Here is a 16,680-nt window from a genome sequence, read left to right on the forward strand (position 1 = left end):
GCCGGTCCGGCCGGCCCGTGCGCACAAGGCTCTCGCCCCCTGTCCTTGTCCGGGGACGGCCGTGCCCCGCAAAGGAGGCAGACCCGTGTCGAGACGCCGTATCTCCGCCGTGGTGACCGCACTCGCCCTCGCGGGCGCCGTGCCCGTGCTCCTGCCGGCCGCCGAGGCGTCCGCCGCCGCCTGTTCGAGCTACCCGAGCTGGACGGCCGGGAAGTCCTACAACGCCGGTGACATAGTGCGCTACACCGACGGCAAGGCCTACATCGCCGAACACGCCAACCCGGGCTACGACCCGACGATCAGCACCTGGTACTGGGAGCCGTACGCCTGCGACGGCGGATCGCAGACGCCGGTCGGCAATTTCGTCGTCACCGAGGCCCAGTTCAACCAGATGTTCCCGAACCGGAATTCCTTCTACACCTACAGCGGTCTCACCGCCGCGCTCAACGCCTACCCCGGCTTCGCGGCCACCGGCAGCGACACCACCAGGAAGCAGGAGGCCGCCGCCTTCCTCGCCAACGTCAGTCACGAGACAGGCGGACTCGTGCACGTCGTCGAGCAGAACACCGCCAACTACCCGCACTACTGCGACTGGAGCCGGCCCTACGGCTGTCCGGCGGGACAGGCCGCCTACTACGGGCGCGGCCCGATCCAGCTCAGCTGGAACTTCAACTACAAGGCGGCGGGCGACGCCCTGGGCATCGACCTGCTGAACAACCCCTGGCTGGTGCAGAACGACGCGGCCGTGGCCTGGAAGACGGCCCTGTGGTACTGGAACACCCAGTCCGGGCCGGGCACGATGACCCCGCACAACGCCATGGTGAACGGCGCCGGCTTCGGCCAGACGATCCGCTCCATCAACGGCTCCCTGGAGTGCGACGGCAGGAACCCGGCGCAGGTGCAGAGCCGCGTGACCAAGTACCAGCAGTTCACGCAGATCCTCGGCGTCCCGCCGGGCGGCAACCTGTACTGCTGACCCGCGCCGGCGTGTGCGAGACTCCGCCGATGACCTCGGAAACGATCACCGCGGAGTCCGCGGGCTCCTGGACACTCGGTGACCTGCCCGTCCGCCGCATCGGCCTCGGCGCCATGCGGCTGACGGGCAGTGCCGCCTTCCACCTCGGCACCCCGAGCGAGCGGGAGCGGTCCCTCGCCGTACTGCGCCGGGCGGTCGAACTCGGCGTCAACCACATCGACACGGCCGCCTTCTACTTCTCGTCCCTGCGCTCCGCCAACGAGCTCATCAACAGCGCGCTGGCGCCGTACGCCGAGGACCTGGTGATCGTCACCAAGGTGGGCCCGTACCGCGACTGGTCGGGCCGGTGGGGCACCTCCGCCCGCCCCGAGGACCTGCGGGCCCACGTCGAGGAGAACCTGCGCCAGCTCGGCCGGGACCACCTCGACGTCGTCAACCTGCGCCGCATGCGGCAGGACTCGATCGCCGAGCACTTCGGCGCCCTCGCCGAACTGCGTGAGGCGGGCCTGATCCGCCACCTCGGCATCTCCGACGTCGAACCCCGGCACCTCGCCGAGGCCCAGGCCATCGCCCCCGTGGTGTGCGTGCAGAACCGCTACGGACTCGGCCACGACGCCCCCGCCACCGCCGAACTCCTGCGCCTGTGCGGCGAACAGGGCATCGCGTTCGTGCCGTTCTACGCCATCGCCGGCGAGGCCGGACCGCAGGCGGCGGCCACCGACCACGACGAGGCGGTGCGTGCCGTCGCCCGCGCGCACGACGCGAGCCCCGCCCAGGTCCGGATCGCCTGGACCCTGCACCAGGGCCCGCACGTGCTGGCCATCCCCGGCACCGGTGATCCCGGCCACCTCGCCGAGAACGTGGCCGCGGGCGCGCTGCGCCTCACGGAGGAGGACCTGGCACGGCTCGGCGGCGCGTCCACGGTCTGACGCCCGCCGGGGCTCACACGGTCCGGGCGGCGTCCCGCATGAGGTGCCGGCCCTTCAGCTCGTGCTCCTCGTGCCACGCCTGGACCGCACGCGGACGCACCCGGAACCAGGCGTACGGGGCGCTGTCCTCGCGGGGGGCCCAGCCGGTCTTCGCGACGAACGCGCCGGCCGCCTCCACCGGCACCGCCCGCGCCCCGAACGTCTCCACGTCACCGTCGATCAGTACGACGTCCCGGGTGTGTCCGAAGGCCGGCCGAGCCCGGCCGCCCTCGCGCAGCTTGCGGCCGGTGGGGTCGGCCGGCCGCGTGGCCGGCCACAGGCACTCGCCGTGCCACACGAACCACAGCGGGACCAGACACGGCAGCCCGTCGGCGTCCGCGGTGGCCACCCAGATGTCCGTCTCCCGGTCCAGACGGGCCAGTACCTCCTGCTTGCGCCGCTCGGGGCTGCGCGGAGAAGCGGTGATCCTCATGGCGGGGACGCCAACGGACACGACGCCGTCGCGCCTCGGGCCCGAGGCGTAGGGCCAGAGACTGGCGTCGCTCAGGTTTTACGTATAACCTCTCCCGTCAATCGCCCCTCCCGGAAGGCCCCGATGACCCGTATCGCCCTGGTCACCCTCGTCGTCGACGACTACGACGAGGCGATCCGCTTCTACACCGAGGCCCTCGGATTCCGCCTCGCCGAGGACACCCCCCGACCCGACGGCTCCCGCTGGGTCGTCGTGCGGCCGGGGGCGCAGGCCGACGGCACGGCGCTGCTCCTGGCCCGCGCCGCGGGCGAGTCCCAGCGCGCCCGGGTCGGCGACCAGACCGGCGGACGCGTCGGCTTCTTCCTGCACACCGACGACTTCGCCCGCGACCACGCCCGCATGCTCGCCGCCGGCGTGACCTTCCTGGAGGAGCCCCGGCACGAGCCCTACGGCTCGGTCGCCGTCTTCCAGGACCTGTACGGCAACCGCTGGGACCTGCTCCAGCCCGCCGCGTGACGACGGCCCTTCCACGTGACGACAAGCCTTCCGCCCGACGACAAGAACGACTTGCTGAGGAACACCCCGCTCATGACCGCGCCCCACATCGCCACCGACACCCTGCGCCGCCTGCCCAAGGCGGTGCTGCACGATCACCTCGACGGCGGCCTGCGCCCCGCCACCGTGGTGGAACTCGCCCGGGCCGTCGGCCACGACCTGCCCGCCACCGACCCCGGCGAGCTGGCCGCCTGGTTCTACGAGGCCGCCAACTCCGGTGACCTGGTGCGCTACATAGCCACCTTCGAGCACACCCTCGCCGTGATGCAGACCCGCGAGGGCCTGCTGCGCACCGCCGAGGAGTACGTGCTCGACCTCGCCGCGGACGGCGTGGTCTACGCCGAGGTCCGCTACGCCCCCGAGCTGATGCTGGCCGGCGGGCTGGCCCTGGCCGAGGTCGTCGAGACCGTCCAGGAGGGCCTGGCCGCCGGCATGGCCAAGGCAGCGGCCGCCGGAACCCCCGTACGGGTCGGTACCCTGCTGTGCGGCATGCGGATGTTCGACCGCACCCGCGCGACCGCCGACCTGGCGGTCGCCTACCGGGACGCCGGCGTCGTCGGCTTCGACATCGCCGGCGCCGAGGACGGTTTCCCGCCCGCCGACCACCTCGACGCGTTCGAGCACCTGCGTCAAGAGAGCGTGCCGTTCACGATCCACGCCGGGGAGGCGCACGGCCTGCCCAGCATCCACCAGGCACTCCAGGTGTGCGGCGCCCAGCGCATCGGCCACGGCGTGCGCATCGTCGAGGACATCCCCGACCTCGCGGCCGGCAAGCTGGGCCGTCTGGCGGGCTGGGTGCGCGACCGCCGCATCGCCCTGGAGATGTGCCCGACCTCCAACCTCCAGACGGGCGCCGCGACCTCGATCGCCGAGCACCCCATCACGGCGCTGAAGGACCTCGGCTTCCGGGTCACCCTCAACACCGACAACCGCCTCGTCTCGGGCACGACGATGACCCGCGAGATGTCCCTGCTGGTCGAGCAGGCGGGCTGGACGGTCGAGGACCTGCGCACGGTCACGGTGAACGCGGTCAAGAGCGCCTTCATCCCGTTCGACGAGCGCAGGGCCCTGATCGAGGAGGTCGTCCTGCCGGGCTACGCGGCGGCGCTCTGAAGGAGCCCCCGCACATAGGCGGCCTGTCCGACGTGCTGGAGATCGTCGGACAGGACGCTGACCAGCCGCACGCCGAGGGTGACCGGCGGATCCCAGTTCTCGTCCACGATCTGCTCCAGGTCCTTGGCGGACAGACCGCGCAGGGCCCCGAGCGTCTGCTCGTGCACGTCGTCGTAGTAGCCGGTCAGCAGGTCCGCCGAGTCGACCCGCACCTTCGCGACCTTCGCGGAGGTGTGGCCGTACCCGGTGTCGTGGCGCGGCAGTTTGAGCCCGAACCGCTTCTCCCACTCCTGGGCGAGCCACACCTGGTCGAGCCCGAAGGCGTCGGCCACGTGGTCGTCCTGGACCCGCGTGAGGTGCCAGACCAGCCAGGCGACGGAGTTCGCGTCGTCGGCGGGGCGGGCGTTCAGGTCGTCGGGGCCCAGGCCCTCGACGACGGCGTGGACTTCTTCCCGGATGCGGCTGTAGCCCTCGATGAGGATGTCCTTCGCATGCATGCGTCCACCATCGCGCAGTCCGCCGTCACCCGCTTCCCGTTTCCAGCAGCGTCATGAGCGCCCGGGCGGCCGGACTGGTGGCCTGCTCCGGCGGCAGCAGCGCGATGGTCTCGTACGCCGTCCCGCCGGTGTCCTTCAGCGGAAGCGAGGTGAGGGAGACCCGCTTGCGCCGGAAATGCCGTGGCACGACCGCGATGCCGAGGTTCTCGTCGATCAGGTCGAGCAGCCCGTGCACGTCGTTCACCTCCAGCGCGACCGTCCGCCGTACCCCCGCGGCCGCGAACACGGCGTCGGTGACGCGCCGCGGCCCCCAGTCGGGGTGGAAGTCGACGAAGACCTCGTCGGCGAGGTCGCGCGGGGCCAGGACCGCTCCGCCGGCCGCCAGACGGTGGTCGGGGTGGCACAGCACCGTCATCGGCTCGCCGCCCAGCGAGGCCGAGCGGAGCTGGTCCGTGTCCGCCTGCGTCCGGTAGGCGAACGCGAGGTCCAGGCGCCCGGCCGCGACCTCCTCCGCCAGCTCGCCCGAACCCGCTTGCCGCAGCCGGATCTCCACGTCCGGATGGCGCCGCCGGAACGAGGCCAGCAGCCCGGCCACGTACACCCCGGCCACGCACTGCTCGGTGCCCAGCGACAGCGTGCCGCGCAGCACGCCCTGCACCGCGGCCACCGCCTCGTGCGCCGCCCGCACCTGGGCCAGCACCCGCTGCGCCTCGCCCAGCAGCGCCCGCCCGGCCTCCGTCAGTGTGACCCGGCGGGTCGTCCGCACGAACAGCGACGTCTGGAGCTCCCGCTCCAGCGCCCGGATGGACGCCGACAGACCGGACTGGGAGACCAGCAGGCGTTCCGCCGCCCGGGTGAAGTGCTGGTCCTCGGCGACCGCCACGAAGTGCTGGAGATGACGCAGTTCCATGATTGAGAAGCCTAAGCGCTGAATCCCATCGGATTCTTCTGTTGGACCACTGCCCGCAGGTCGCGAAAGAGTGGGACACGGTTCCGTCAGACCCCGGCACACCGTGCCAACCCCTCTGGAGTCGCGTTGTACACCGCACACCCCGACCGCTACGCGGACATGCCCTACCGGCGCACCGGACGCAGCGGTCTGAAGCTTCCCGCGCTCTCGCTCGGCCTGTGGCACAACTTCGGACCCGACCGTCCCGTCGAGACCCAGCGTGCCATCCTGCGCCGCGCCTTCGACCTCGGCGTCACCCACTTCGACCTGGCCAACAACTACGGCCCGCCGCCCGGCGCCGCCGAGTCCGCCCTCGGCGAGGCGCTGAAGGCCGACTTCGCGCCGTACCGGGACGAGCTGGTGATCTCCACCAAGGCGGGCTACCTCATGTGGCCCGGCCCCTACGGCGAGTGGGGCTCGCGCAAGTACCTGCTGTCCTCCCTGGACCAGAGCCTGAAGCGGATGGGCCTGGAGTACGTCGACGTCTTCTATTCGCACCGCCCCGACCCGGAGACTCCGCTGGAGGAGACGATGGGCGCCCTGCACTCGGCGGTCCAGCAGGGCAAGGCCCTGTACGTCGGCGTCTCCAACTACTCCCCGGAACAGACCCGCGAGGCCGCCCGCATCCTCGCCGACCTGGGCACCCCGCTCCTGATCCACCAGCCCCGCTACTCGATGCTGGACCGGCGCCCGGAGAGCGAGGGTCTGCTGGACACCCTCGACGAGCTGCACGTCGGGTCCATCGCCTACTCGCCGCTGGAGCAGGGCCTGCTGACCGCCCGCTACCTCGACGGCATCCCGGAGGGCTCGCGCGCCGCGAGCGACAGCCCGTTCCTGAACTCCGACGCGGTCACCGAGGAGCTGGTCGGCCGGTTGCGGGCCCTGGACGAGGTGGCCGGGTCCCGCGGCCAGTCGCTCGCCCAGATGGCGCTGGCGTGGGTGCTGCGCGGGGGCCGGGTGACCTCCGCCCTGGTCGGTGCCAGCAGCCCCGAGCAGCTGGAGGACAGCGTCTCGGCCGTCCGCAACCTGCACTTCGGTGCCGACGAGCTGGCCCGGATCGACGAGATCGTGAAGCGGTAGCACACCGCCGGGGCCCCGGTGGCGCATGACGGCGCCGCCGGGGCCCCGGCGCGGTCACGAGCCGAGCCGTTCCTCCAGACGGACCGTGACCGTGTCGCCCTCCTCCTTGCCGATGGCCTTGCGGACGGCGGCCTTCACCGGCAGCTTGTGCGTACCGTCGCCCAGTGCCATGAAGGAGCTGCGGAAGGGGTGCCCGTCGATCGTGCCCCGCACCTTGACCAGTCCCCGGGTCCCGAAGAAATCGACGGACCGGGGCCAGACCAGAAAGGTCCAGCCTCCCTCGACGGGGCTCTTGCGCAGTACGGCGGTGAACTCTTCGTCCAGTTCTCGGCTCGCGGTCATCACGTCCTCCGTTCCGGCGGCCGGTCGTTCTGCTCCGGTGGACCGCCGGTGGCCGCGGAACTCATCGCCCGCCGCGAGCGGTCACGCTCCCCGCGGGTACCCGATCCGGGAAGCCCGGCACGCCCCGGATCCAAGGTCGTAAGCGCAGGTCCTGTGACGGATGTCGGCCTCGGTGCCACGTCGCGGCGGCCCTGCCCGCACGCCACCCGTACCGTCGATCGCCTCCGGGGTCATGAGGGTGGGGTCGCCCGCCTGCCGGGTTTCGGCCAACAGGCGCGGTGAATATGCCAGGAGACTGGCCGGAAACTCATGGTGACAGTGGTTCAGCGGTGAACATACTCGACAGCTAGGGCGTCTCACCCCATGCGACGGCGCCCTCACGCACCGCACACGAGCCGCACGGACGCCCTGCCCGACCGGCAGGCGAGCCGTGCGACGGGGGAGGGGAGCAGTGCACGACGAGTTCCTGTGCCATGTCACCGCCTACGGTGTCTGCGACGGCCGGCGGATCGGAGTACCCCTGGGAACCTACCGGGCTCCCACGCTGGCCCTCGCCCTGTGGTGGCTGCGCGACCGCGCGTCCTGGATCGCCGAACGCCTGGACCCGCAGCCCGACAACCCCCGCTTACCCTCCGGCGCCCTGACCCCGGTCGCCGACGACGCTCCCGACGTGCCCCGGGTCCTGCGCTCCTGGTGTGCCGACGACGTGCAACAGGAGTTGATCGCCGACGAGTTGGCGGCGGGTCGGCTGGTGCGCATCGCGACCAGCGACGACACCACGGAGTACGAGCTGCTGGCCGAGTCCGTGGACGCCCTGCGCATGCAGCGGGCCGCCCCGCCGCTGGTGGTGCCCGTCGCCTGACCCGTCCTCCCGCCCGGGCGCAAGAGTGTACGAATCGGTAGAATCCTGGCATGGTGAACAGGCCGGTCGCCCCGACCGCGCCCGAACTCGTCCTGGAGACCGACACCGGCTCCACGGTGATGAGTCCGAGCCGTGACTACCACGTCGGGCGCGACCCGTCGTGCGACATCGTCATCGACGATGCCCGGGTCTCGTGGCACCACGCGGTGCTGCGACCCGAGTACGACCATTGGACGCTCGAGGACGAGAACAGCACCAACGGCACCTACACCGACGGCCACCGCGTCCACGCGTGGGACGTCGGCCCCGGCACCGTCATCCACTTCGGCAGCCCGGCCGACGGGCCGTTCGCGGTCCTCAACCGCCGCCCGGCCCCGGACGCCGCCCCGGTCTCGCTGACCGGCACCCTTCGGCGGCCGACCACCGTGCGGCCGCTGCCCGCCCGCACCGTCCGCATCGGACGGGCCGCCGACAACGACCTCGTCGTCGACGACCTGCTCGTCTCGCGCCACCACGCCGAACTGCGCTCGCTGTCCGACGGGACGTACGAGATCGTCGACCTCCACAGCCACAGCGGCACCTACCTCAACGGCGTGCGCGTCACCAGCGCCGCCGTCGGCACCGGCGACATCGTCGGCATCGGCCACTCCGACTTCTACCTCGTCGGCGACACGCTCCAGGAGTACGTCGACACCGGCGAGGTCTCCCTCGACGTGCAGGACCTCACGGTCGCCGTCGAGCGGGGGCAGCGGACCCTGCTCGACCACGTGTCGTTCCCCGTGGGGGAGAAGAGCCTGCTGGCGGTCGTCGGACCCAGCGGCGCCGGCAAGTCCACGCTCCTCAACGCGCTCACCGGGCAGCGGCCCGCCGACCGCGGCACCGTGCTCTACGACGGCCGTGACCTGTACCACGACTACGCCGAACTCCGTCAGCGCATCGGCCTCGTCCCGCAGGACGACATCCTGCACGCCCAGCTGACCGTCCACAGCGCCCTGTCCTACGCGGCCGAGCTGCGCTTCCCGCAGGACACCGCCAAGGCCGAACGGGAGGCCAGGGTCGACGAGGTGATCCGCGAACTGGGCCTGGAGCAGCGCGCCGGGCAGCACGTGCACAGCCTGTCCGGCGGGCAGCGCAAGCGGGTCAGTGTGGCCCTCGAGCTGCTGACCAAGCCGTCGCTGCTCTTCCTCGACGAACCCACCTCCGGCCTCGACCCCGGCATGGACCGCTCCGTGATGCACATGCTGCGCGGCCTCGCCGACGACGGCCGGACCGTCATCGTGGTCACGCACAGCGTCCTCAGCCTCGACGTCTGCGACCGGCTCCTCGTCCTCGCCCCCGGCGGCAAGGTGGCCTACTACGGGCCGCCCGAGGAGGCGCTGCCCTTCTTCGGCTTCGACCAGTGGCCCGAGGCATTCGAAGCCTTCGAGCGGGAGCGCGACCGGGACTGGGCGGGCACCTTCCGCTCCTCGCCCCTGTACGCGCGGTACGTCGCCGACGCCACCGCACAGCCCCGGCGGCCCCGGTCCGGCCCGGTCGTCATCACCCCGCCGCCCCGGCCGCGCACCTGGTGCTCCCAGCTCGGCACGCTGGTGCGCCGGTACACGGCCGCCCTCAGCTCCGACCGCACCTTCCTGGCCATCATGATCGCCCTGCCCTTCGTGATGGGAGCGATGGCCCGCGCCCTGGCCGGCGGCCGGCTGACGCAGCAGACCGCGATGAACGCACTGCTCATCCTGTGCGTCGGCGGTGTGCTCACGGGCGCGGCCAACGGCGTGCGGGAACTGGTCAAGGAGCGCGTGATCTACCAGCGGGAACGGGCGGTCGGCCTGTCCAGATCGGCGTACCTGATGTCGAAGGTCGTCGTCCTGGGCACGGTCACCGTGCTCCAGGCCGTGGTGCTGACGCTGGTCGCCCTCCTCGGGGTGGATCTGAACGCGCCGGGCGGCGAAGGCGTGTTGATGCCGCCCCTTGTGGAGATCACCATCGCGGTCGCCCTGCTGGCGTTCACGGCGATGATGCTCGGGCTGCTGGTGTCGGCGCTGGTGCGCAAGGAAGAGGTGACGATGCCGCTGCTGGTGCTGCTCGCCATCGTCCAGGTCGTCTTCTGCGGCGCCCTGCTCAAGCTGGACGGCGTGCCCGGCCTGGAGCAGCTGTCCTGGCTGGTCCCCGCTCGGTGGGCGCTCGGCGCGATGGCGGGGACGGTCGGACTGGGCCGGATCGTGCCCGGCAGGCTGACCTCCGATCCGCTGTTCGAGCACTCGGCGGGCGTGTGGCTGCTCGACACCGGCATGCTCTTGGTGCTGTCGGCACTCTTCGGTGTCCTCGTGTCCCGGCTGCTGCGCCGCCACGAACCGGTCGTGATGCGCAAGTAGGAGACCCTTCGCCCCACCCCGAGGCCTCATGCGCCTGCCCCGCGAGCACGCACGGGACGCGCGGGCCCGCACGCCGGGCGGACGCTCGGCCTTGCGGACATCCCTAGCGCGGGCGGGCCCGCCTGCCCGCCCACCGCACCGGCAAGGCGCCGAGGAAGCCGGTGACCAGCCCCCACGGCAGGGCCAGACCGACCGCGCCCCACAGCTGCGGCCGGAGGAACAACTCCCCGGACAGACCGCCGTCCAGGTCTCCGATGCCGAGGACCGACAGCCCGTAGTGCGCGGAGATCCGGCCGACGAGGCAGATCATCAGCACCGTGAACGCCAGTGCGACGGCCATGTGCACGGCGTGCCGCCAGGCCGGGATGTCCGCCGGTGAGCGCCGCGCCGCCAGCCACCCGGCGGCCAGCAGCAGGACCACGTCGACGACCGGCAGCCACCACACCCGCCCGTCGTGCTCGGCGAGCGTGCCGAGATCGAGCGTCGCGACGTCCGGCGAACGCAGCACCTCGTCGAGCACGTGCGGCATCGGCAGCCCGAACGGCCCCTCCACGCGCCCGTTCCAGGTGGCGCCGAGGCCGATGGTCAGCGCCGGCCACGCGAGGTTCGGCAGGCCGAGCAGCAGTACGGCGAGGGTCTGCGCCGGCCTGTCGCGCGTCCCGGCGACGACCAGGCCGACGACGACGCCGATCACGACGTACGCGAGCAGCACGACGACCACGGCGTACGCCGCCGGCCGCACCGACGCCTGGTGGCGCAGCAGCCGCGCCGGCAGCGGAGCCCCGCGCGACACCAGCACGGCGAGCACCAGCACGCCCGCCAGCCACAGCAGTCCGAAGAGGACGGTCAGCGGCACGTCCGTGGTGAAGCCGGCCTTCGGAGCGAGCCCGAACAGGTCACCGAGGTCCTCCAGCACCCCCTCCCCGAGGGACACCTCGAAGGTCTGGCGCGCGGCGAAGGACAGCCCGAGGAGCGCGAGCAGCCACAGGACGGCGATCCGGGCGGCCCAGCCGGCCAGTTCCGCGGCACCGGCCACGGCCCGGTGCCGCAGCGGCCGCAGGAAGCCCCGGGCGATCACCAGCGCCCCGGTCAGCGTGACGGACAGCGGCATCACCGTCAGCGCCGCCTCCGTGCCGACGAGCCCCCCGGCGTCCCCGGACATCTCCACCGCGCCACCCACGGCGGTCACCACCGCCGCCGTGACGACCCGGGGGAAGGCGTTGTCCGGCAGGTCCGCCGCACCGGCCGCCCACAGTCCGAGCGCGGCCACGACCCCCATGGCGACCAGCCCGGCCAGCACCGTGCCGAGCGCCTGGAGCCAGCCGTGACGGGCGACCGCCGGGGCGGAGGGAGTTCGCGAGCTCACGCTGCCACGCTAAGCAGCGGCCGACCGGCGCGCCCGTCGGCGCTGCTGCCACCGCACCGCAGCACACCGGCCGCCACGCCTTTCGGCCCGGACCCGGGGGAGTGAGCCGCCGACGCCCGGTGTCGGCCCCGAGCCGCCGCCGGGCCCGCCGGTGGGGCCGGAGCCGGCCTCCGTCTCTGGCGCCGGCAGTCAGCCCGCCCGGACGACCAGGGCGTGGTCGCCGAGGCCGAGCAGGCGGTCGGGCGGCCACTCGTCCAGTGTCGTGACGACCGTCAGGATCCGGCCGGTACGCGGCTCGAACACCACGTCCAGCACCGTGCCGCGCTCGTTCCCGGCCTCGGTCAGGACCCGGCTGCCCAGGATGTCGTGCCGGGGCGGCACCGGCTCCGGAGCCGCGGTCGAACGGACCAGGACGACGTCCGGGCCGAGCGACTCCAGCGCGTCCCAGGCCAGCACGGTCTCCCTGCGCAGACGCCCGCCGCGGACGCGGACGTGACCGACCCTCCCGGACGCGGTGTCGACGGTCAGGGACGTCACGACCCCGAGCTGCGCGGCCCCGGCCGACGCCACCACGGGCCTGCCCCGCACCTGGGAGAACAGCATCACGGCAGCGGGCCCTTCCGCCGGCCCGCGCCTCCGTCGGCCAGGGCGGCGAAGGCCGTCGGGTCGTCGGTGACGCGGTGGACGGCGTCCGCGGGAAGGACGAGTGCCCGTCCCTGGACCGTGAGGCTCTCTCCGCGGGGCACGTACACCCGGCGCCGATGGCGTTTCGGGCCCGTCGCGAACTGCTTGGCCGCGGCCACCCGGAAGCCGACGACACGGCCGCTGGTGCCGCCCTCCACCACGACGTCGAGCACCCTGCCGATGTCGGTGCCCGTCTCCGTCAGCACCCTCGCTCCCAGCACCCGTCCCCGCAGGGGCTCCTCCCGCGCCAGCACGGCGGTGCTCGCCAGCGCCCGCCGGTCGCGGATCATCACCGCGTCGTGGCCGAGCGAGTACACGGCCGTCCACGGCAGGCCGTCCTGCAGCGGGCCGGACAGCAGGCCCCGTCCGCTCAGGGCGAAACCGGTGATCCGGCTCGCCGCCGTGTCGAAGACGGTGTCCTTCACCTGGGCGACGGCGTCGCCGGCCAGGGTGACCACGGGCCGGGTCGTCAGGCTTCGTGCGGCCATCAGCTCGTCCATCGCACGCCCTTCCCGTCGGGCCGGTACCCTTCGGGTGCCCCGCGCGACTGTGACGATGCCCGCAGTGGGGGCCGCGGGGACTGCGCGGCCCCGCTCGGGGTACGAGGACTGGTGCAGTAGCGTCCGGCCAGTCCGGCTTCCGAGAGAGAAACGCATGACCGAGTACCTGGACGGGGCAGTGATACCGACTGGTTTCGACGTGCCCGTGGAACCGCTGCGGCGGGCGGCACACTTCACCGGCGAGCCGGGATGCATCGCGGAGGCGCGTTCCTTCGCCTCGCTCTTCCTCGACCAGCTCAGGACCGAGTGGTGCGCCACGATCGGCCCCCGCGCCGACGGCGCGGTGCTCCTGGTGGTGAGCGAGCTGGTCACCAACGCCGACCGCCACAGCAACGGGCCGTACATCCTGGAGCTGGAGGGCACGGACGACTCGGTGGCGGTGACCGTCTACGACAGCAGCGGTGCGGTGCCCCGGCGTTTCCCCCGGGACCCCGAGCGCGTCGGCAGGCACGGCCTGGAGATCGTCCACGCGCTGGCGGAGACACTCGTCGTCGAACGCGTACCCGTCGGCAAGCGCGTGCGCGCGCTGGTGCGGCTCGAGGACGACTGAGCCTTCGCGCGCCTCCCGGTCACGGAACGGGTGCCGCCCCACCCTGCAGGGGCGGCACCCGCGTTCCCTTCCCGGTGGGGATCAGGCGCAGCCGAGTTCGCCCATCATGCCCTCGCGCAGGCGGGTGATGATCCGCTTGATCAGCCGGGACACGTGCATCTGCGAGCAGCCGAGCTTTTCGCCGATCTCCGCCTGGGTGGCCTCCTCGACGAACCGCATGTGGATGATCTGCCGGTCGCGTTCGCTCAGCTCGGCCATGAGCGGAGCCAGCGAATGGAAGTCCTCGACGAGCCGCAGCCCGTCCTCCTCCACGCCGATGAAGTCGGCGAGCACCGCCTCGCCGCCCTCGGGCCCGTCCCCGGTGAGCGCGGCGTCCAGTGACGAGGAGTTGTATCCGTTGGACGCGATCTGGCCCTCGATCACCTCGTTCTCGCTGATGTTCATCAGCGTGGCGAGCTCGGCGACCGTCGGGTCGCGGTCCAGCCGGCTGGACAGCTCCTCGCGGGCCTTGGCCAGCTCCACCCGCAGCTCCTGCAGCCGCCGCGGCACGTGCACCGCCCAGGTGGTGTCGCGGAAGAACCGCTTGATCTCGCCGACGATGTACGGCAGCGCGAAGGAGGTGAACTCGACCTCGCGCGACAGCTCGAACCGGTCGATGGCCTTGATCAGACCGATCATGCCCGTCTGGACGATGTCCTCCATGTCGTCCCCGCGGCCGCGGAACCGGCCGGCGGCGAACCGCACGAGCGACATGTTCATCTCGATCAGGGTGTTGCGCGCGTACTGGTACTCGTGCGTGCCCTCTTCGAGCTCCGACAGGCGCTGGAAGAACTGGCGGGACAACTGCCGTGCGTCACGCGGGGCCACGGATCGCGGGTCGACCACCCCCGGCAGGGATCCGTCACCCGTCCTGCTCCCGGTGGTCTCCTCGACAACCTGCGCTTCCGGCCGGATCACGGCGGTCTTCATTACCTCTCCCACGAAAGTCACGGTTCGACGTCTCCCTAGGTCCTTCCCGACTGCGGGTACCCGGGTCATGGCACGGCATGCCCTCCGTCCTGCCAGGTGGCGCAAAACGGCGGGTTGCGGCTCGGCGCGGCCCGTGCCGAGCCGGTCACGGTCCGCGCGGTGACGGCGGTATTTCGCGGGTTGTCGCGATATGTCACAGGGTATCCCTGTTTCCGGTGACCGGCACGTCGAACGGCCGCCGCCCATCGGCCCTCGTCCGCTCTGGGCGGAACGTCGATCCCTTCCCCCGCGCAGGGGGATTCCTAGTCTGGAGAGGTGAGCAGCCACGTGCCGAACGAAGCCCGCGTCATCCCCCTGCACCCGCCGGCCGCGCGCCCGGGACAGCGTCCCGTCGCCTCGCCGGCCCCTCCGGACCCGTCGGTACCCGCCGCCAGAGAGCCGCTGTGGCGCGATCTGGTCGGCGACGTCCTGCGGCGTGAACGCCTCGCCCAGGAGCGCACGCTGAAGGAGGTGGCTCAGGCCGCGCGCATCTCCATGCCGTATCTGTCGGAAGTGGAGCGCGGTCGCAAGGAGGCGTCCTCCGAGGTCCTCGCCGCCGCCGCGCACGCCCTCGGACTGGGCCTGGGCGACCTGCTGTCGCGGGCTCAGGGCGAGCTGGTCCGCATCACCGCGCGGCATGCCGGAGCAAGCCGTGGCCGCGGTCCGTCCGGCGCGCGCCACAACGGGCTCTGCCTGGCCGCCTGACGAACCGTGGGGGCCGGCGCCTCGTGGGAGACGAGACGCCGGCCCGCCCTTTCAGACCGTCACCAGGCGTCGGCTGAGGACCTCGTCGGCCAGTCCGTACCCCACGGCCTCCTCGGCCGTGAACACCTTGTCGCGGTCCATGTCCGCGCGCAGCGTCGCGACGTCGTGGTGCGTGTGCCGTGCCAGCACCTCCTCGACCTGGGAGCGGATCCGCACCATCTCCTTGGCCTGGAGCGCCAGATCGGAGACCGTGCCCTGCCGTCCGCCGCTGGCCGGCTGCCCCAGCAGCACCCGCGCGTGCTCCAGCACGAACCGCCGCCTCGGATCTCCGCCGGCCAGCAGCACGGCCGCCGTGGAGGCCGCCTGCCCGACGCAGAACGTGGAGATCGGCGCCTGGACGAAGGTCATGGTGTCGTAGATCGCCATGAGCGAAGTGAACGAGCCGCCGGGGGAGTTGATGTAGATCGCGATCTCGCTCTCCGGCGCCGACGACTCCAGATGGAGGAGTTGCGCGATGACGACGTTGGCCACACCGTCGTCGATCTCGGTGCCCAGGAAGATGATCCGCTCCGACAGCAGCCGGCTGAACACGTCGTAGGACCGTTCACCCTGCGGCGTCCGCTCGACGACGTTCGGAATCGTGTACGTCCCCATGTCACAGCCCCATCCGTCGCCTGGTGGCGGCCGGCCGGACGTCCGCGAGGGACTCGACGACCTGGTCGACCATCCCGTACTCCCTGGCCTCCTCGGCCGTGAACCAGCGGTCGCGGTCGCCGTCCCGGGAGATGGTCTCCGGGCTCTGACCGGTGTGCTCCGCCGTGATCCGTTCGATGGTCCGTTTGGTGAACTCCAGGTTGTCCGCCTGGATCTCGATGTCGGCGGTGGTGCCGCCGATGCCCGCCGACGGCTGGTGCATCATGATCCGCGCGTTCGGCAGGGCATAGCGCTTGCCCGGCGCGCCCACGCTGAGCAGGAACTGCCCCATGCTGGCGGCGAATCCCATGGCGAGCGTCGAGACGTCGTTGGGGACCAGCCGCATCGTGTCGTAGATGGCCAGACCCGCGTGCACCGAACCGCCGGGGCTGTTGATGTACAGACTGATGTCGGTGCGCGGGTCCTCCGCGGACAGGATCAGCAGCTGGGCACAGACCCGGTTGGCCGAGACCTCGTCGACCTGCGTGCCCAGCAGCACGATCCGCTGCGCGAGCAACTGTGCGGCCAGGTGGTCGTCGAACCGGCTGGGAGGGGTGTCGCCCTCCTCGGCCCGGGGCAGGGAGGCCGGCGCGAGGCCGGCGATGAGTGGAGACATCGGCGCTCCTTGTCGAGTGCTGTGTCGAGTCGTCGAGGCTGGTCGTTCGCGGCAGTCGGGCGCCGCGGTCTTCACTGTCGGCCCCCGGCGGGTTCCAGCGGGAGCTTCTCTGCCCGTGGCAGATTCGCCGAGGGCAGAGCGGTCACCCCGCCCGCTCCTGGCGCAACTGCCCGAAGGAGGCCCGGACATCGTCCGCGGACGGGCCGGGTTCCTTCGACCGTCGACCCCGTCGGCGGATGACGACGTCACGGCCGCGACGTGTGTACCGGCCATCCGCATTGTCCGCCGCGTGACCGATGAGTTCCGCCGCGTGGGCCGGTCGACAGTGGTGACCGCGTTCCACGCCCCGCA

At 72.1% G+C, this 16,680-nt stretch carries 19 protein-coding genes; 9 read left to right on the plus strand and 10 right to left on the minus strand.

Features of this window, described 5'->3' with window-relative positions:
• Positions 1–85 precede the first annotated feature (85 nt).
• Together IE260_RS16785 and IE260_RS16790 are read left to right on the plus strand one after the other, a co-directional pair.
• Positions 86–976 (plus strand): glycoside hydrolase family 19 protein, encoded by an 891-nt coding sequence (locus IE260_RS16785; RefSeq protein ID WP_189872609.1) that lies wholly within the window; start codon positions 86–88, stop codon positions 974–976.
• Positions 977–1,005: 29 nt separating this feature from the next.
• On the plus strand, positions 1,006–1,905 hold the full coding sequence (locus IE260_RS16790) for an aldo/keto reductase (RefSeq protein ID WP_189872611.1): 900 nt from the start codon (positions 1,006–1,008) through the stop codon (positions 1,903–1,905).
• Between the two features lie 13 nt (positions 1,906–1,918).
• Here IE260_RS16790 and IE260_RS16795 read toward each other — a convergent pair whose 3' ends face one another.
• A complete protein-coding gene (locus IE260_RS16795; protein WP_189872613.1) occupies positions 1,919–2,377 on the minus strand; it encodes a pyridoxamine 5'-phosphate oxidase family protein in 459 nt (152 codons plus the stop codon).
• A 123-nt stretch (positions 2,378–2,500) separates the two neighbouring features.
• Between IE260_RS16795 and IE260_RS16800 the strand changes: the two genes are divergently transcribed.
• Both IE260_RS16800 and IE260_RS16805 read left to right on the plus strand, forming a co-directional pair.
• Positions 2,501–2,893, plus strand: coding sequence for a VOC family protein (locus IE260_RS16800; protein ID WP_189872615.1), 393 nt, complete (start codon positions 2,501–2,503; stop codon positions 2,891–2,893).
• A gap of 72 nt (positions 2,894–2,965) precedes the next feature.
• Positions 2,966–4,045: an adenosine deaminase gene (locus tag IE260_RS16805; protein ID WP_189872617.1), complete on the plus strand. Its 1,080-nt coding sequence runs from the start codon at positions 2,966–2,968 to the stop codon at positions 4,043–4,045.
• Here the strand turns inward: IE260_RS16805 and IE260_RS16810 are convergent.
• Both IE260_RS16810 and IE260_RS16815 read right to left on the minus strand, forming a co-directional pair.
• A complete protein-coding gene (locus tag IE260_RS16810) occupies positions 4,027–4,542 on the minus strand; it encodes a mycothiol transferase (RefSeq protein ID WP_189872619.1) in 516 nt (171 codons plus the stop codon). The genes IE260_RS16805 and IE260_RS16810 overlap by 19 nt on opposite strands.
• A gap of 25 nt (positions 4,543–4,567) precedes the next feature.
• Positions 4,568–5,452, minus strand: a complete 885-nt coding sequence (locus IE260_RS16815) for a LysR family transcriptional regulator (protein WP_189872621.1) — start codon at positions 5,450–5,452, stop codon at positions 4,568–4,570.
• Positions 5,453–5,578: 126 nt separating this feature from the next.
• Between IE260_RS16815 and mgrA the strand changes: the two genes are divergently transcribed.
• Positions 5,579–6,571 carry an L-glyceraldehyde 3-phosphate reductase gene (mgrA, locus tag IE260_RS16820; RefSeq protein ID WP_189872623.1) on the plus strand — a complete coding sequence of 331 codons (993 nt, stop codon included), beginning with the start codon at positions 5,579–5,581 and terminating at the stop codon, positions 6,569–6,571.
• A 54-nt stretch (positions 6,572–6,625) separates the two neighbouring features.
• Here the strand turns inward: mgrA and IE260_RS16825 are convergent, their stop codons facing one another.
• Positions 6,626–6,913, minus strand: a complete 288-nt coding sequence (locus IE260_RS16825; protein WP_189872625.1) for a DUF1905 domain-containing protein — start codon at positions 6,911–6,913, stop codon at positions 6,626–6,628.
• 451 nt (positions 6,914–7,364) lie between these two features.
• Here IE260_RS16825 and IE260_RS16830 point away from each other — a divergent pair, with 451 nt between their 5' ends.
• Both IE260_RS16830 and IE260_RS16835 read left to right on the plus strand, forming a co-directional pair.
• Positions 7,365–7,775, plus strand: a complete 411-nt coding sequence (locus IE260_RS16830; protein ID WP_189872627.1) for a hypothetical protein — start codon at positions 7,365–7,367, stop codon at positions 7,773–7,775.
• Between the two features lie 50 nt (positions 7,776–7,825).
• Positions 7,826–10,147: an ABC transporter ATP-binding protein/permease gene (locus tag IE260_RS16835; protein WP_189872628.1), complete on the plus strand. Its 2,322-nt coding sequence runs from the start codon at positions 7,826–7,828 to the stop codon at positions 10,145–10,147.
• Positions 10,148–10,250: 103 nt separating this feature from the next.
• Here the strand turns inward: IE260_RS16835 and IE260_RS16840 are convergent, their stop codons facing one another.
• The 3 genes from IE260_RS16840 to IE260_RS16850 all read right to left on the minus strand — a co-directional run bounded on the left by IE260_RS16840 (position 10,251) and on the right by IE260_RS16850 (position 12,697).
• Positions 10,251–11,513 (minus strand): streptophobe family protein, encoded by a 1,263-nt coding sequence (locus IE260_RS16840; protein ID WP_189872629.1) that lies wholly within the window; start codon positions 11,511–11,513, stop codon positions 10,251–10,253.
• 189 nt (positions 11,514–11,702) lie between these two features.
• Entirely contained in the window at positions 11,703–12,116 is a 414-nt protein-coding gene (locus tag IE260_RS16845; RefSeq protein ID WP_373303354.1) for a PRC-barrel domain containing protein, read from the minus strand.
• A complete protein-coding gene (locus tag IE260_RS16850; protein WP_189872633.1) occupies positions 12,116–12,697 on the minus strand; it encodes a PRC-barrel domain-containing protein in 582 nt (193 codons plus the stop codon). Before IE260_RS16850 ends, IE260_RS16845 begins: the two co-directional genes overlap by 1 nt.
• A 154-nt stretch (positions 12,698–12,851) precedes the next feature.
• On the opposite strand from IE260_RS16850, the gene IE260_RS16855 reads away from it, so the two are divergent.
• Positions 12,852–13,307, plus strand: coding sequence for an ATP-binding protein (locus IE260_RS16855; protein WP_189872635.1), 456 nt, complete (start codon positions 12,852–12,854; stop codon positions 13,305–13,307).
• Positions 13,308–13,388: 81 nt separating this feature from the next.
• Here IE260_RS16855 and IE260_RS16860 read toward each other — a convergent pair whose 3' ends face one another.
• A complete protein-coding gene (locus IE260_RS16860) occupies positions 13,389–14,276 on the minus strand; it encodes an RNA polymerase sigma factor SigF (RefSeq protein ID WP_189872637.1) in 888 nt (295 codons plus the stop codon).
• Between the two features lie 315 nt (positions 14,277–14,591).
• On the opposite strand from IE260_RS16860, the gene IE260_RS16865 reads away from it, so the two are divergent.
• Positions 14,592–15,020: a helix-turn-helix domain-containing protein gene (locus IE260_RS16865; protein ID WP_189872639.1), complete on the plus strand. Its 429-nt coding sequence runs from the start codon at positions 14,592–14,594 to the stop codon at positions 15,018–15,020.
• Between the two features lie 51 nt (positions 15,021–15,071).
• Here IE260_RS16865 and IE260_RS16870 read toward each other — a convergent pair whose 3' ends face one another.
• The gene (locus IE260_RS16870) at positions 15,072–15,674 is read right to left on the minus strand and encodes a ClpP family protease (protein WP_189872641.1); all 603 of its coding nucleotides are present in this window, start codon (positions 15,672–15,674) and stop codon (positions 15,072–15,074) included.
• A gap of 1 nt (position 15,675) precedes the next feature.
• Positions 15,676–16,329 (minus strand): ATP-dependent Clp protease proteolytic subunit, encoded by a 654-nt coding sequence (locus IE260_RS16875; RefSeq protein WP_189872643.1) that lies wholly within the window; start codon positions 16,327–16,329, stop codon positions 15,676–15,678.
• Positions 16,330–16,680 lie beyond the last annotated feature (351 nt).

This window comes from Streptomyces viridiviolaceus (assembly GCF_014650995.1).
Lineage (GTDB): Bacteria > Actinomycetota > Actinomycetes > Streptomycetales > Streptomycetaceae > Streptomyces > Streptomyces viridiviolaceus.

What these genes read in the sequence shown, in the direction of transcription:
- IE260_RS16790 (WP_189872611.1), top strand. Translation starts at nt 1,006, where the DNA reads ATGACCTCGGAAACGATCACCGCGGAGTCCGCGGGCTCCTGGACACTC.
- IE260_RS16795 (WP_189872613.1), bottom strand. Translation starts at nt 2,377, where the DNA reads ATGAGGATCACCGCTTCTCCGCGCAGCCCCGAGCGGCGCAAGCAGGAG.
- IE260_RS16800 (WP_189872615.1), top strand. Translation starts at nt 2,501, where the DNA reads ATGACCCGTATCGCCCTGGTCACCCTCGTCGTCGACGACTACGACGAG.
- IE260_RS16805 (WP_189872617.1), top strand. Translation starts at nt 2,966, where the DNA reads ATGACCGCGCCCCACATCGCCACCGACACCCTGCGCCGCCTGCCCAAG.
- IE260_RS16810 (WP_189872619.1), bottom strand. Translation starts at nt 4,542, where the DNA reads ATGCATGCGAAGGACATCCTCATCGAGGGCTACAGCCGCATCCGGGAA.
- IE260_RS16815 (WP_189872621.1), bottom strand. Translation starts at nt 5,452, where the DNA reads ATGGAACTGCGTCATCTCCAGCACTTCGTGGCGGTCGCCGAGGACCAG.
- IE260_RS16825 (WP_189872625.1), bottom strand. Translation starts at nt 6,913, where the DNA reads ATGACCGCGAGCCGAGAACTGGACGAAGAGTTCACCGCCGTACTGCGC.
- IE260_RS16835 (WP_189872628.1), top strand. Translation starts at nt 7,826, where the DNA reads ATGGTGAACAGGCCGGTCGCCCCGACCGCGCCCGAACTCGTCCTGGAG.
- IE260_RS16845 (WP_373303354.1), bottom strand. Translation starts at nt 12,116, where the DNA reads ATGCTGTTCTCCCAGGTGCGGGGCAGGCCCGTGGTGGCGTCGGCCGGG.
- IE260_RS16850 (WP_189872633.1), bottom strand. Translation starts at nt 12,697, where the DNA reads ATGGACGAGCTGATGGCCGCACGAAGCCTGACGACCCGGCCCGTGGTC.
- IE260_RS16855 (WP_189872635.1), top strand. Translation starts at nt 12,852, where the DNA reads ATGACCGAGTACCTGGACGGGGCAGTGATACCGACTGGTTTCGACGTG.
- IE260_RS16860 (WP_189872637.1), bottom strand. Translation starts at nt 14,276, where the DNA reads ATGAAGACCGCCGTGATCCGGCCGGAAGCGCAGGTTGTCGAGGAGACC.
- IE260_RS16870 (WP_189872641.1), bottom strand. Translation starts at nt 15,674, where the DNA reads ATGGGGACGTACACGATTCCGAACGTCGTCGAGCGGACGCCGCAGGGT.
- IE260_RS16875 (WP_189872643.1), bottom strand. Translation starts at nt 16,329, where the DNA reads ATGTCTCCACTCATCGCCGGCCTCGCGCCGGCCTCCCTGCCCCGGGCC.